At 64.7% G+C, this 14596-nt stretch carries 11 protein-coding genes and 1 tRNA gene; all 12 read left to right on the top strand.

The window, feature by feature from the left end; all coding sequences use genetic code 11:
- Nucleotides 1-43: 43 nt before the first annotated feature.
- The 12 genes from ACOGI7_RS15480 (at nt 44) to fusA (ending at nt 14571) form a co-directional block, all read left to right on the top strand.
- A tRNA-Trp gene (locus ACOGI7_RS15480) sits at nt 44-116 on the top strand.
- Between the two features lie 76 nt (nt 117-192).
- Complete coding sequence (gene secE / locus ACOGI7_RS15475) at nt 193-468, top strand: preprotein translocase subunit SecE (protein ID WP_419849636.1); 276 nt, start codon at nt 193-195, stop codon at nt 466-468.
- Nucleotides 465-1310: a transcription termination/antitermination protein NusG gene (gene nusG / locus ACOGI7_RS15470; protein WP_419849635.1), complete on the top strand. Its 846-nt coding sequence runs from the start codon at nt 465-467 to the stop codon at nt 1308-1310. The genes secE and nusG overlap by 4 nt, the downstream gene beginning before the upstream one ends.
- Before the next feature lie 54 nt (nt 1311-1364).
- Complete coding sequence (gene rplK, locus ACOGI7_RS15465) at nt 1365-1790, top strand: 50S ribosomal protein L11 (protein ID WP_419849634.1); 426 nt, start codon at nt 1365-1367, stop codon at nt 1788-1790.
- Nucleotides 1791-1804: 14 nt separating this feature from the next.
- Nucleotides 1805-2506: a 50S ribosomal protein L1 gene (rplA, locus tag ACOGI7_RS15460; protein ID WP_419849633.1), complete on the top strand. Its 702-nt coding sequence runs from the start codon at nt 1805-1807 to the stop codon at nt 2504-2506.
- A 204-nt stretch (nt 2507-2710) separates the two neighbouring features.
- Entirely contained in the window at nt 2711-3292 is a 582-nt protein-coding gene (gene rplJ / locus ACOGI7_RS15455) for a 50S ribosomal protein L10 (RefSeq protein ID WP_419849632.1), read from the top strand.
- A gap of 68 nt (nt 3293-3360) precedes the next feature.
- Nucleotides 3361-3756: a 50S ribosomal protein L7/L12 gene (gene rplL / locus ACOGI7_RS15450; RefSeq protein WP_419849631.1), complete on the top strand. Its 396-nt coding sequence runs from the start codon at nt 3361-3363 to the stop codon at nt 3754-3756.
- A 208-nt stretch (nt 3757-3964) separates the two neighbouring features.
- The gene (locus tag ACOGI7_RS15445; protein WP_419849630.1) at nt 3965-7591 is read left to right on the top strand and encodes a DNA-directed RNA polymerase subunit beta; all 3627 of its coding nucleotides are present in this window, start codon (nt 3965-3967) and stop codon (nt 7589-7591) included.
- Nucleotides 7592-11518, top strand: coding sequence for a DNA-directed RNA polymerase subunit beta' (locus tag ACOGI7_RS15440; protein ID WP_419849629.1), 3927 nt, complete (start codon nt 7592-7594; stop codon nt 11516-11518).
- 66 nt (nt 11519-11584) lie between these two features.
- Complete coding sequence (gene rpsL / locus ACOGI7_RS15435) at nt 11585-11956, top strand: 30S ribosomal protein S12 (protein WP_419849628.1); 372 nt, start codon at nt 11585-11587, stop codon at nt 11954-11956.
- Nucleotides 11957-11999: 43 nt separating this feature from the next.
- Nucleotides 12000-12470 carry a 30S ribosomal protein S7 gene (rpsG, locus tag ACOGI7_RS15430; RefSeq protein WP_419849627.1) on the top strand — a complete coding sequence of 157 codons (471 nt, stop codon included), beginning with the start codon at nt 12000-12002 and terminating at the stop codon, nt 12468-12470.
- 22 nt (nt 12471-12492) lie between these two features.
- Nucleotides 12493-14571 carry an elongation factor G gene (gene fusA / locus ACOGI7_RS15425; protein ID WP_419849626.1) on the top strand — a complete coding sequence of 693 codons (2079 nt, stop codon included), beginning with the start codon at nt 12493-12495 and terminating at the stop codon, nt 14569-14571.
- Nucleotides 14572-14596: the final 25 nt, after the last annotated feature.

The raw sequence follows: 14596 nt of genomic DNA, 5'->3' as shown, positions 1-14596 counted from the left end.
ACCCCGGCCAGCGCTGTAGCCTTGTCTTGCCCCTAACGAACGAAGGGCAGTGGCTCAATTGGTAGAGCACCGGTCTCCAAAACCGGCGGTTGGGGGTTCGAGTCCCTCCTGCCCTGCGCAAGCAATCCCCGTCTCCGCAGTGCCGGGCGCACTGGAGTCATCATGAGTGACCTGAACAGACAACAGAAGAGGATGGCCAAAAGGCAGGGCTTCGTCGATGAAGAGGGCGACCCGGTCCGCGACCGCCGCCAGCCTCGGAATCAGCCCCGCCCCGGCGAAGAGCGGGTGGGTCCGGCCCAGTTCCTGCGCGAGGTTCGGGGCGAGCTCCGCAAAGTGTCGTGGCCCCGGCGCGAGGAGGTTGTCAACTACTCCATCGTCGTGCTGGTCGTCTTGGTGCTGCTCACCACGGCCATCGGCCTGCTCGACTGGGGTTTCAGCGAAGCCATTTTGAAGTTGTTCGATCGATGAGCCCTGAGGTAGACGAAACCGCGATGACCGATCTCTTCCCCACCACCACCGACGCCCCCGACTCGGAATCCGAGCCGGTCGACGCCGCCACACCGGTCGACGCCGCCGAGGCCGCGGCCGCACTCCTGCCCACCGGGCCGGGCGCCCCGGCCGACCTTGAAGTCCCCGACCCTGTTAGCGACAGCCTTCTTGACGACGCTGCCCTGTCAGAAGATGCGGCCGAGGTGATCGACGCCGAAGAACTGGTCTACGAGAAGGCTGAAGAAGAGACCGAGACCATCAGCCCCTATGACATGCCCGGGAAGTGGTACGTGGTCCACACCCAGTCGGGCTATGAGAACAAGGTCCAGCAGAACATCGAAGCCCGTCGCAAGACCATGGACATGGAGAGCTACATCCACGAGACCGTCATCCCCATGGAAGACGTGGTGGAGTTCAAAGCCGGCAAGAAGGTCACCACCAAGAAGAAGATGTTCCCCGGCTATCTGCTGGTTCGAGTCGAGATGAACGACGTCTCCTGGGACGTGATCCGCAACACCCCCGGCGTGACCGGCTTTGTGGGCCACGGGCGCCGGGGCAGCAAGCCGTCGCCTCTCAAGCGCAAAGACGTGGAGAACTTCCTCCAAGTCAAGACCGACGGGGAGCAAACTGTTCGCCGCACCAAGCCCCGCCTGCTCTACGAGGTGGGCGAGACCATCCGAGTCAAGGAGGGCCCGTTCGCCGACTTCTCCGGCGAGGTGGCCGAGATCAACGAGGATCAGCTCAAGGTGAAGGTCTTGGTCAATATCTTCGGCCGGGAGACGCCTGTGGAGCTTGAGTTCTCCCAAGTGGCCAAATTGTAAGAAGATTCACGTTCTCTCAAGCAGCGCGAGGACCAAGCCGGAAGGGAAAGAGCCATGGCTCAAAAGAAGGTCGCCACCACAATCAAAATCCAGATTCCTGCGGGCCAAGCCACCCCCGCACCCCCTGTGGGCACCGCCCTTGGCCCCCACGGCGTGGCCATCATGGACTTCTGCCGGGACTACAACGCCAAGACCGAGGACAAGCGAGGTCAGATCATCCCAGTGGAGATCACGATCTATGAGGATCGGACGTTCACGTTCATCACCAAGACCCCGCCCACTTCCTTCCTCATTCGGGAAGCAGCAGGACTGGAGAAGGGATCAATGGAGCCGGGCCGCGAACTCGTCGGTACCATCACCGACGCCCAGTGCGCCGAGATCGCCAAGATCAAGATGCCCGACCTCAACACCGACGACCTCGACCAAGCCAAGCTTCAGGTAGCCGGAACCGCCCGCAGCATGGGCATCACGGTGGAGTAGGAAAGAGAACCGACATGGCGAAGAAAGGCAAGCGGTACAGCGACGCCGCCCAGCGCTACGACAAGCAGCACCCCCACACCGCCCAGGAGGGGGTCGAGCTGGTGAAGAGCTTGTCGGCCGCGAAATTCGACGAGACTCTGGAGCTCGCCGCCCGACTGGGGGTCGATCCCCGCAAGGCCGAGCAGATGATCCGGGGAACAGTCTCATTGCCCTCCGGCACCGGCACCGACGTTCGGGTTGCGGTGTTCGCCCAGGGCGAGGCGGCAACGCAGGCCAGCGAGGCCGGCGCCGACGTGGTGGGGGCCGACGATCTCGCCGAGGAGGTGCAGGGCGGCAAGATGGACTTCGACGTGGCCATCGCCACCCCCGACATGATGCCGGTGGTGGGAAAGCTCGGAAAGGTGCTGGGACCCCGAGGGCTGATGCCCAATCCGAAGACCGGCACGGTAACCGATGACGTGGCCCGAGCGGTGGGCGAGTTCAAGAGCGGCAAGGTGGAATATCGCACCGACCGCCAAGGAAACGTCCATGTGCCGGTGGGCAAGGTCAGCTTTGAGGCCGATGCCCTGGTGGCCAACATCCGAGCGGTCATGGAGGAGATCAACCGGGCCAAGCCGGCCGCCCTCAAGGGCCGCTACATCCGCAAGGTCGCCATCTCCTCCACCATGGGACCCAGCGTCCGGCTGGACCCCGCCGACTTGGGTGCCAGCAACTGATCTGGTACCTTTTGGCGCTCACAATTTATCGATTTGCCGCAGACATCAGGCGCAGTGCCCAGCACCGCTTAATCGGCTGACACTCGGTTTCCAACTGATCGAGCCGTCGACCGGCCTGCCGAGGTGAACCCTCCCGAAACTCGTGGGGCGTTCGCACGTCAGCGGCGCCCCATTGCTGGTTTTCGCGGAAGGTTCAGCAATCTGATGGAAAATCCCCGCCCCGAGAAAGTGGCCGTCGTGGACGAGGTGCGCGACCGCATCTCCTCGACCGAGGCAGTGGTCCTCACCGACTACCGCGGCCTCGACGTGCCGGCCTTGGCCGATCTGCGCCGCCAGCTGCGCGAGGCCGGTGGCGAGTACAAGGTGTACAAGAACACCCTCACCCGTTTCGCGGCCCGCGAGCTGAGCCTCGACCTCGACGAGATGCTGGTGGGCCCGACTGCGCTGGCTTTCGTGGGCACCCGAGAAGACGGCTCCCCCGGTGATGCCGTCTCGTTGGCCAAGGCCCTCTGCAAGTACGCCGAGGACTCCAGCTTCCTCTCAATCAAGGGAGGGGTGCTCGACGGCCAGGTGCTCTCGTCCGACGAAGTGAGCGCCTTGTCCAAGCTGGGGACCCGGACCGAGATCCTGGCCGAGATCCTCGGGCTGCTGGAAGCCCCCCTGGCTGAGATGGCCGGGCTCTTCGACGCCCCCCTGGTCGAGATGGCCGGGCTCCTCGACGCTCCGCTGGTCGAAACCGCCGGGCTGTTGGAGTCGCTGACCGACCAAGGCGGCGCGGCGGTTTGATCCGCTCCGAAATCGACAACTGACAAAACAAACACGACCAAAACAAACAAAAGGAATGAGGAACAGCAATGTCCAAGGTTGACGAGATTCTGGACTCCATCGGGTCCATGACCGTGCTTGAGCTGTCCGAGCTCAAAGAGGCGTTCAAAGAGCGCTTCAACGTGGAGGCCGCAGCCCCGGCCGCAGCCATGCCCATGATGGTGGCGGCCCCCGGCGCCGATGGCGGCGACGGTGGCGGCGGTGCCGAGGAGCAGAGCGAATTCGACGTGGTCCTGACCAGCGCCGGCGAGAAGAAGATCCAGGTCATCAAAGAGGTGCGCACCCTCACCAACCTGGGCCTCAAAGACGCCAAGGAGCTCGTGGACAACGCTCCCAAGCCGATCTTGGAGAAGGCCTCCAAGGAGGATGCCGAGAAGGCCAAAGAACTCATCGAGGCCGCCGGCGGGGCTGTCGAGCTCAAATAACGCACAACCAGCGAATTCCTGCCGGGCATGGCTTGTAAACCATGCCCGCGCCACGTATCATTCCCGGATACCCGCTCGCTTGTCTCCCCGGCCACGCCTTCTACTTTGACGCGGCCGCGTTTACAGGATTACCCCCTCCCGTAGACGTTCAGGGATTCGACGAGCCAACCGGCGTTGCCCATCCACCACACCACCTCAGGAGCTCACCTTGGCCCCCCGTACGGCGACCCGCGACCGCTACTCCTTCGGAAACCTGGAGGAGGTGCTGCCTCTGCCCGATCTCATCGCGGTGCAGAAGGATTCCTTCCAGTGGTTCATCCGGCAAGGCCTGGCCGATGCCTTTCGCGACATCAGCCCCATCAAGGACTTCTCGGAGACCCTGCAACTCGAGCTGGAGTTCGACCCCGACGATGAAGACCTGAACCCCGGCCCCCGCTGGGGCACCTCGGTGGAAGAGTGCAAAGAGAAGGACATGACCTACTCGGCGCCCATCTTGGTGCAGGCCCGGTTCTCCAACCGCAACACCGGCGAGATCATCGAGCAGATCGTCTTCTTGGGCGACTTCCCGGTCATGACCGACAAGGGGACGTTCATTGTGAACGGCACCGAGCGGGTGGTGGTGTCCCAGCTCGTGCGCTCCCCCGGCGTGATCTTCCAGCCCGGCGAGCGGTTCCGGCTTCGCAACCTGAGCAAGCACCAGCTGGTCACCGGCACCATCCACCCCTATCGGGGCGAGTGGATCGAATTCGACGTGGAGCACAAGCCCGGCCGCAACCCCACCGCGGGTGCCCGGGTGGCCCGCAAGCGCCGCATGAGCCTCTTCACCCTGCTGCGGGCGCTGGGCTACGACGAGGACAACGCTCCCGGCTTCTTGGACCGGTTCGTGGGCCACTTCGACTTCCTCGCCGACCAGTGGGAGAGCGACAAGCATCAGCACGCCACCCAGGACGAAGCCCTCCTGGAGATCTACAAGCGAGCCCGTCCCGGCGAGCCCCAGTCGGTGGAGGCAGCCCGCAACTACTTCCGCAACGCCTTCTTCGAGACCCGGCGCTACGACCTGTCCCGAGTGGGCCGCTACAAGCTCGACCGCAAACTGGGACCCGAGCTTGACCGCATCGAGGAGCTGTTCGGCCTGCCGCTGCACCGCCCTGAATCGGCGCCCGCCGACACACCGCAGCAATTCCTGCGTCCCGAGCCCGATCAGCCGGTGCTCTCTGCCGCCGAGGTGCTGGCCACCTGCACCTACCTGCTGCACCTGGTGAAGTTCGAGCCGGGCTATCGCCTCGACGACCAGGACCACTTCGCCAACCGCCGCATCCGCTCGGTGGGCGAGCTCATCCAGAACCAAGTCCGAATCGGCCTCTCCCGCATGGAACGGGTGGTGCGCGAGCGCATGACCACCCAGGACGTGGAGGCCATCACCCCCACCTCGCTCATCAACAATCGGCCGGTGGCCGCCGCCATCAAGGAGTTCTTCGGCACCAGCCAGCTCTCCCAGTTCATGGACCAGGTGAACCCGCTGTCCGGGCTCACCCACCGCCGCCGGCTGTCGGCGCTGGGCCCGGGCGGCCTGTCCCGGGAGCGGGCCGGGTTCGAAGTGCGCGACGTCCACTTCTCCCATTACGGCCGCATGTGCCCCATTGAGACCCCCGAGGGACCCAACATCGGCCTGATCGGCGCGTTGGCCTCCTACGGCCGGGTCAACGAGTTCGGCTTCATCGAATCCCCCTACCGCAAGGTGATCGACGGCCAGGTAACCGACGAGATCATCTGGCTGGCTGCCGATGACGAGGAGGAGTACGTGGTCGCTCAGGCCAATGCCCCTCTCGACGAGCAGAATCGGTTCGTCAACGACCGCGTCTTGGTGCGGCGATCTCCCCAGGCCGCCACGATGAAGGGGTTGCAGGCCCAGCTCGAGCAGGAAGTGTTCTTCGGGGCCACCACTGAGATCTCCTCAGTGCCCCCCGACGAGGTCCAGCTCATGGACGTCTCCCCCAAGCAGATCGTCTCGGTTGCCACCGCGCTGATCCCGTTCCTCGAGCACGACGACGCCAATCGGGCCCTCATGGGGGCCAACATGCAGCGCCAGGCCGTGCCCCTGGTCCGACCGGAGGCGCCGTATGTGGGAACCGGCATCGAGGGCAAGGCCGCTCGGGACGCCGCCGACATGATCATCGCCCAAGAGGACGGCGCCATTACCGACGTAGCGGGCGACAGCCTCACCGTCTCATACAAGAACGCCGGTTCCACCCCCTACAAGCTGATGAAGTTCGAGCGGTCCAATCAGGACACCTGCATCAACCAGAAGCCGCTGCTGAACGCGGGCGACCGGTTCCGCAAAGGCGACATCCTGGCCGACGGCCCTTCTACCGACAACGGCGAGATGGCACTGGGCAAGAACCTGCTGGTGGCCTTCATGGCCTGGGAGGGCTACAACTTCGAGGACGCCATCATCCTCAGCGACCGGCTGGTGCGCGACGACGTGCTCACCTCCATCCACATCCACGAGCACGAGATCGATGCCCGCGACACCAAGCTCGGCCCCGAGGAGATCACTCGGGACATCCCCAACCTCTCCGAGGAGATCCTGGCCGATCTCGATGAGGAGGGGATCATCCGCCCCGGTGCCGAAGTCGGCCCCGGCGATGTGCTGGTGGGCAAGGTAACCCCCAAGGGCGAAACCGAGCTCACCCCCGAGGAGCGCCTGCTGCGGGCCATCTTCGGGGAGAAGGCCCGAGAAGTGCGAGACACCAGCCTCAAGGTCCCCCACGGCGAGAATGGCAAGGTCATCGACGTCAAGAAGTTCAACCGCTTCACCGGCGATGAGCTTCCCCCCGGGGTGAACCAGCTGGTCCGGGTGTATGTGGCCCAGAAGCGGAAGATCTCGGTGGGCGACAAGCTGGCCGGACGACACGGCAACAAGGGCGTCATCTCCAAGATCCTCCCCATGGAGGACATGCCCTATCTGGCCGACGGCACGCCGGTGGACATCATCTTGAACCCGCTGGGTGTTCCCTCCCGCATGAATGTGGGACAGGTGCTGGAAGCCCACTTGGGCTACGCCGCCCGCTGGGGCTGGGATGTGGAAGGCACGGTGGGCCAAGAGCCCGAGCGGGGCGACGGCCGCAAGACCCGTCCCACCACGCACGCGGCCACGCTGGTCTCAACCCCGGTGTTCGACGGCGCCCATTGGGACGAGGCAGGGCACTCCGGGCAGCACCCCACCATCCAGCAGCTCCTGGCCAACATCAAGCCGGAGACCGTCGATGGCGGGCGCCTCATCGGAGAAGACGGCAAGGCCGTGCTCTACAACGGCCGCACCGGAGAGCCCTACGACAATCGGATCATGGTCGGCTACATGTACATGCTGAAGCTGGCCCACCTGGTGGATGACAAGATCCACGCTCGCTCCACCGGCCCGTACTCGATGATCACCCAGCAGCCGCTGGGCGGCAAGGCGCAGTTCGGCGGCCAGCGCTTCGGCGAGATGGAAGTCTGGGCGCTGGAGGCCTACGGCGCGGCCTACTGCCTCCAAGAGCTGCTCACCATCAAGTCCGACGACGTGCTCGGCCGGGTGCGGGTGTATGAAGCCATCGTCAAGGGCGACAACATCCCCGAACCGGGCATCCCGGAGAGCTTCAAGGTGCTCATCAAAGAGATGCAGGCCCTATGCCTGAACGTGGAGGTCAGAGATACCGCCGGTCAGCAGGTGGAGATCACCGAGCTGGACGACGACGCCTTCCGCACATCAGAAGAGCTGGGCATCGACATCTCCCGCCCCGAACGGGGATCAGACGATGAAGACGACCGCCGAGTCATGGGGAGGAGCTTCTAGATGTTGGACGTCAATGCATTCGACCAGCTCTCCATTGGGCTAGCCACCGCCGATGCCATTCGGACGTGGTCCAACGGTGAGGTGAAGAAGCCCGAGACCATCAACTACCGCACGCTTCGTCCCGAGAAGGACGGCCTGTTCTGCGAGAAGATCTTCGGTCCGACCAAGGACTGGGAGTGCTACTGCGGCAAGTACAAGCGCATCCGCTTCAAGGGCATCATCTGCGAGCGCTGCGGAGTGGAGGTAACCCGCTCCAAGGTGCGCCGTGACCGCATGGGGCACATCGAGCTTGCCGCTCCGGCGGTCCACATCTGGTACCTGCGGGGCACGAGATCATGGCTGGCCTATCTGCTCATGGGCACCGAGCCCAAAGAGGAGTTGAAGGCCAAGCAACTCGAGAAGGTCATCTACTTCGCGGCCAACCTGGTGACCGAAGTGGATGAGGAGGAGCGCCACCAGCGGCTTCCCGAGCTCGAGCAGGAGATGCGCGAAGAGATCCAGGCCATCCGCGATGAGCACCAGGAGCGCAAAGACGAGCGCCTGGCCGAGCTCGAGGCGGAATTGGCCGAGCTCGAGGACACCGACAGCAAGGACCTGGACAAGAGGCGCAAGGCCGCGGAGAAAGACCTGGAGGCCCTCGACGAGGAGTACGCCGAGGAAATCGAACTGGTCGAGCGGGCATTCGAAGAGTTCTCCAGCCTGTTCCCCCGCAAGATCATCGAGGACGAAGAGCTGTGGCGGGAGATGGAGGAGCGCTACGGCGACCTGTTCTCCGGAGGCATGGGCGCGGCGGTCATCGCCACGCTCATCGACAGCGTCGACCTCGACGAGGAAGAGCGCAAGCTGCGGGAGCAGCTCGACCCCCCCGAGGGTCAGAAGAAACTCTCTCAGCAGCGGGAGCAGAAGGCCATCAAGCGGCTGAAGATCGTGTCGGCGTTCAACCGGCGCGATCAGCACGGTCGGCGCATCAACGACCCCCGGGCCATGATCTTGGACGCCGTCCCGGTCATCCCCCCCGAACTACGCCCCATGGTGCAGCTCGACGGCGGACGATTCGCCACCTCTGACCTGAACGATCTCTACCGCCGGGTCATCAACCGGAACAACCGCCTCAAGCGGCTGCTTGATTTGGGCGCCCCTGAGATCATCGTCAACAACGAGAAGCGAATGCTGCAAGAGGCCGTCGACGCCCTGTTCGACAACGGCCGCCGAGGACGCCCAGTGACCGGTCCGGGCAACCGGCCCCTCAAGTCGCTGTCCGACATGCTCAAGGGCAAGCAGGGGCGCTTCCGCCAGAACCTCTTGGGCAAGCGGGTCGACTACTCCGGCCGCTCGGTCATCGTGGTCGGCCCCACCCTCAAGCTGCACCAGTGCGGCCTGCCCAAGCTCATGGCCCTGGAGCTGTTCAAGCCCTTCGTCATGAAGAAGCTGGTGGAAGAAGACCTGGCCCAGAACATCAAGTCGGCCAAGCGGATGGTTGAGCGCCGCCGTCCCCAGGTGTGGGACGTGCTCGACGAGGTCATCCAAGAGCATCCAGTGCTGCTGAACCGAGCCCCCACCCTGCACCGCCTCGGCATCCAGGCGTTCGAGCCCGTGCTGGTGGAAGGCAAGGCCATCCAGATCCACCCGCTGGTGTGCACCGCCTTCAACGCCGACTTCGACGGCGACCAGATGGCAGTTCACCTGCCGCTGTCGGCCCAGGCCCAGGCCGAGGCCCGAGTGCTGATGCTCTCGGCCAACAACGTGCTGAGCCCTGCTCACGGCCGTCCCCTGGTCACGCCGGGCCAAGACATGATCATCGGGGCCTACTACCTCACTGAGGAAGTGGAGGGCGCGCTGGGCGAGGGGCGGATTTTCCGCCATCAGCACCAGATCGAGCGGGCCTACGAAGCCGGCGAGGTCGCGCTTCACGCCCGCATCGAGTTCCGCATTCCCGAGCTGGTGGAAACCCCGGCCAACGGCGACGCGGCCACCTACACCCCCACCACGGTGGGGCGGGTGTTGTTCAACAGCACCCTGCCCGACGACTTCGGTTATGTGAACCGGGTGGCCACCAAGCGGGACATCACCACGATCGTGGACCAGCTGGCCCAGCAGTACACCAAAGAAGTCGTGGCCACCAGCCTCGACGCCCTGAAGAACCTGAGCTTCGAGTTCGCCAGCCAGTCCGGGCTCACCGTGTCGGTGGACGACATCAAGGTCCCGCACGACAAGAAGAGCATCCTGGACCGCTACGAGAAGGAAGCCGACAAGGTCGAAAACCAGTTCCGGCGGGGCATCATCACCGACGGTGAGCGTCGCCAGAAAGAGGTTGAGATCTGGACCGAGGCCACTGAGATGGTGCGTCAGCGCATGGAAGCGGTGCTCCAGTCCGAGAAGTTCAACCCCATCGACATGATGGTGGGCTCCGGCGCCCGGGGAAACATGATGCAGGTCCGCCAGATCGCGGGCATGCGCGGCCTGGTGGCCAACCCCCGCGGCGACATGATCCCCCGTCCCATCAAGAGCAACTTCCGCGAGGGCTTGGCGATGCTCGAGTACTTCATCGCCACCCCGGGCGCCCGCAAGGGCCTCGTGGACACCGCGCTGCGCACCGCAGACTCCGGTTACCTCACTCGCCGCCTGGTCGATGTGGCCCAAGAGGTCATCATCAACGACCGGGACCCGTTCGAGTCGGGAGGGCCGGTTCGGGGCATTTGGATCGGCGACGTCATGCCCGATGAGCCGGGCAAGCGAACCTACCTGGAAACCCGCCTGTTCAGCCGCACCCTGGCCGACGATGTGACCTTGGGCGACGGCACTGTGCTGGAGCGGGGCTCCATCATCGGGGACAACGAGATCGTCCTGCTGCGCGACGATCCCACGGTGACCCGGGTCCGAGTGCTGTCCCCCCTGACCGATGATTCCGAGGTTGGCATCAGCCGTGCGTCCTATGGGCTCTCGCTCGCCACCGGCCAGCCCATCGAGGTGGGTGAGGCAGTCGGCGTTATCGCCGCCCAGTCCATCGGCGAGCCGGGCACGCAGTTGACCATGCGCACCTTCCACACCGGCGGCGTGGCCGGCAAGGACATCGCCGGCGGTCTGCCCCGGGTTGTGGAGCTATTCGAGGCTCGCACTCCCAAGGGCAAGGCCGAACTCACCCGGATTTCCGGAGTGGTCCGCATCAACGAGGAAGACGGCAAGGCCAGCCGGCTGGCGGTGGTAGGCGACGACGGTGCCGAGTGGTCCATCGTCATCGACCCGGCATGGAAGCTGGCGGTGGTCGAGGGCCAAGAGGTGTCGGCCGGCGATCCGGTTGCCCAAGCCGACGGTCCCCGCGACCCCAAAGAGCTCCTCGAGATCCGCGGCGTGCGGGAAACCCAGCAGTACCTCGTGGACGAAGTGCAGCGGGTGTACCGTGACCAGGGCGTTTCCATTCACGACAAGCACATCGAGCTGATCGTTCGCCAGATGACCCGACGGGTGGCCATCCAGGAACCCGGAGACTCCGACTTCCTGCCCGGCGAGCGGGTGGACTCCCAGGTCTTCACCAACGTGAACCGCTCCCTGGCCCAAGAGGGCAAGCGCCCGGCCGAGGGACGGCCCGAGCTCATGGGCATCACCAAGGCCTCGCTGGCCACCGACTCCTGGCTGTCGGCCGCATCGTTCCAAGAGACCACTCGGGTTCTGACCGAGGCGGCCATCGAGTCCCGTCGAGACGGGCTCATCGGCCTCAAGGAGAACATCATCATCGGCAAGCTGATCCCCGCCGGGACCGGAATGGAGATGTACCGGGAGATCGCCACCCACGCTCCCGACTACACCCCCATGGAGTACTACACCTCAGCCGACGACGACGTTGACCTGGCAGATCAATTTGCCCAGTGGGCCTCTTCGGCCGACGACGAGGAAGCCGACGTGTTGCCGATGGGGAACCTAGGGGCGTAAACTTAGAATTGGAGCGCGGCCTTCGCTGCGCCCTCAATCTTTTTCCAATCAGCCCTAGGAAGTGCTGTGCCCACGATTCAGCAACTGGTGCGCAAGGGTCGCCAGTCCAAATTCCGCAAGGAGAAGACGCCGGCTCTCAAGGGCGCGCCCCAGCGGCGGGGGGTATGCACTCGGGTTTACACCACCACCCCGAAAAAGCCGAACTCCGCGCTCCGACGGGTGGCCCGCGTCCGCTTGACCAGCGGCATGGAGGTCACCGCCTACATCCCCGGCGAAGGGCACAACCTCCAAGAGCACTCCATTGTGCTGGTGCGCGGCGGACGGGTCCGCGACCTGCCGGGCGTGCGCTACAAGATCATCCGCGGCACCCTCGACACCGCCGGAGTTTCCGACCGCCGACAAGCCCGCAGCCGCTACGGCGCCAAGAAGGACGGCTGAAAATGCTCAGCAATTCCTGCGGCGCTGAAAGAAGGGCCTAGCCATGCCTCGCAAGGGCCCGGCGGGGCGACGCGACCTTCCCAACGACCCGGTCTACGACTCTTTGCTGGTCACCCAGTTCGTCAACAAGATCCTCCAGCGGGGCAAGCGCTCCACCGCGGAGCGAATCGTGTACGGCGCGCTCGACATCGTGGAGCAGAAGACCAGCGCCGAGCCACTGGGCACCCTGAAGCGGGCCGTGGACAATGTCCGCCCGCAACTCGAGGTCCGCAGCCGACGGGTCGGCGGGGCCACTTATCAGGTCCCTGTAGACGTGCGCCCTCGACGGGCGAACACCCTGGCCATCCGCTGGATCGTGAATCACGCCCGGGAACGGCGTGAGCGCACCATGATCGATCGGCTGGCCAATGAAATCCTGGACGCCTCCAATGGCCTGGGTGCGTCGGTAAAACGACGCGACGACTTGCACAAGATGGCTGAGTCGAACCGGGCCTTCGCCCATTACCGCTGGTAAGCGGTCTTACTTCCTGAGCGTCATGTCTCGTCACCCGCTGGAAAAGACCCGCAACATTGGCATCATGGCCCACATCGACGCGGGCAAAACCACCTGTACCGAGCGCATCCTCTACTACACCGGCAAGGCCTACAAGCTCGGAGAGGTCCACGACGGCGCCGCCACCATGGACTGGATGGAGCAGGAGCAGGAGCGGGGCATCACCATCACCTCGGCCGCCACCACTGCGGAGTGGGCCGGGCACCGGATCAACATCATCGACACGCCCGGCCACGTGGATTTCACCATGGAGGTGGAGCGCTCTCTGCGGGTGCTCGACGGGGCGGTGGCCCTGTTCGACGGCGTCGCCGGCGTGGAACCCCAGTCGGAGACGGTTTGGCGCCAAGCCAACAAATACGGCGTCCCCCGCATCTGCTTCATCAACAAGCTCGACCGCACGGGCGCCAACTTCGACCGCGCCGTGCTCACCATTTCCGAGCGCCTGCGGGCCACCACTGCGGTGGTGCAGCTGCCCATCGGGATCGAGGCCGACCTGCTCGGCGTGGTCGACTTGGTGGAGATGCAGGGCCTGGTCTGGCGGGGCGACGACTTGGGGGCCACCTGGGACGTCACCGAGATCCCCGACGACCTCAAGGACAAGGCCGAGGAAGCCCGCCTCGAGCTCATCGACCTGCTGACTCAGTTCGACGAAAACCTGCTGGAGAAGTACATCGAGGACGAGGACTCGATCACCCCAGCCGACTTGCGGGCCTCGCTGCGAGCCTGCACTTTGTCGCTCGATGTCGTCCCGGTGCTGTGCGGGTCGGCCTTCAAGAACAAGGGCGTTCAGCCTTTGTTGGACGCGATCATCGAGTACCTCCCCTCCCCGCTGGACATCCCTCCAGTCACCGGCGTCCACAAGGGCGAGGAGGCCGAGCGGCCCGCCGACGACGAGGCCCCGTTCAGCGCGTTGGCGTTCAAGATCATGAGCGACCCCCACGTCGGCAAGCTCACCTACTTCCGGGTGTACAGCGGCCAGCTCGACAAGGGCAGCCAAGTGGTGAACACCCGTACGGGGCGCAAGGAGCGGATCGGCCGCATTCTGGAGATGCACGCCAACGACCGCGAAGACCTCGACGTTGTCCGGGCCGGCGATATCGTGGCCGGCATCGGCCTCAAGGACGTGCGCACCGGCGACACTCTGGCCCATCCCAACCACCCCATCGAGCTCGAGCAGATGGACTTCCCCGATCCGGTGATCCAGGTGGCGGTGGAACCCCGCACCAAGGCCGACCAGGACAAGCTGGGAAAGGCCATGTCGGCGCTGGCCGAAGAGGACCCCACGTTCCAGGTCCGCACCGACGAGGAGACCGCGCAAACCCTCATCGCCGGCATGGGCGAGCTCCATCTGGAGGTGCTGGTCGAGCGGATGCTGCGGGAGTTCAACGTGGACGCCTCGGTGGGCAAGCCGCAGGTGGCCTATCGGGAGACCATCTCCGCGCCGGTGGGCAAGTTCACCTACACCCACAAGAAGCAGACCGGCGGCTCGGGCCAATACGCCGAGATCACCTTCGACCTGGAGCCGAACGACCCCGGAAAGGGCTACGAGTTCGCCAGCCAGGTCAGCGGGGGGCGCATTCCCAAGGAGTACATCCCCGCAGTGGACAGCGGCATGCAGGACGCCATGACCACCGGGCCCCTGGCCGGCTTCCCAGTGGTGGACCTCAAGGTGACCCTCACCGATGGCAAGCACCACGAGGTGGACTCGTCCGATATGGCCTTCAAGATTGCGGCCACCGCTGCCTTCCGGGACGCCGCCCGCCGGGCCAAGCCCATCTTGTTGGAACCCATCATGGCCGTCGACGTGGTGACTCCTGAGGAGTACATGGGCGATGTCATCGGAGACTTGAACGGCCGGCGGGGCAAGATCGACAGCATGGAGCAGCGGGGCCGCGAACAAATTGTCAAGGCCCATGTGCCACTATCGGAAATGTTCGGGTACGCTACCGAACTCCGGTCGCGGACGCAGGGGCGTGCAACCCACACCATGCAGTTCGACACCTACCGGCAGGCTCCTGCCAAGGTACAAGAGGAAATCGTCGCCCGGATTAGGGGCGAATAATCAGGGGCAAAAGAGCCCGTTTTCG

The organism is Candidatus Poriferisocius sp., assembly GCF_965204145.1.
Taxonomy (GTDB): Bacteria; Actinomycetota; Acidimicrobiia; order Acidimicrobiales; family Bin134; genus Poriferisocius.
Note: the sequence above shows the minus strand (reverse complement) of the source record. Positions and strands in the feature narration are given on the sequence as shown.

Coding starts and splice junctions, on each gene's coding strand:
- secE (WP_419849636.1), top strand. CDS start 193: ATGGCCAAAAGGCAGGGCTTCGTCGATGAAGAGGGCGACCCGGTCCGC.
- nusG (WP_419849635.1), top strand. CDS start 465: ATGAGCCCTGAGGTAGACGAAACCGCGATGACCGATCTCTTCCCCACC.
- rplK (WP_419849634.1), top strand. CDS start 1,365: ATGGCTCAAAAGAAGGTCGCCACCACAATCAAAATCCAGATTCCTGCG.
- rplA (WP_419849633.1), top strand. CDS start 1,805: ATGGCGAAGAAAGGCAAGCGGTACAGCGACGCCGCCCAGCGCTACGAC.
- rplJ (WP_419849632.1), top strand. CDS start 2,711: ATGGAAAATCCCCGCCCCGAGAAAGTGGCCGTCGTGGACGAGGTGCGC.
- rplL (WP_419849631.1), top strand. CDS start 3,361: ATGTCCAAGGTTGACGAGATTCTGGACTCCATCGGGTCCATGACCGTG.
- ACOGI7_RS15440 (WP_419849629.1), top strand. CDS start 7,592: ATGTTGGACGTCAATGCATTCGACCAGCTCTCCATTGGGCTAGCCACC.
- rpsG (WP_419849627.1), top strand. CDS start 12,000: ATGCCTCGCAAGGGCCCGGCGGGGCGACGCGACCTTCCCAACGACCCG.
- fusA (WP_419849626.1), top strand. CDS start 12,493: ATGTCTCGTCACCCGCTGGAAAAGACCCGCAACATTGGCATCATGGCC.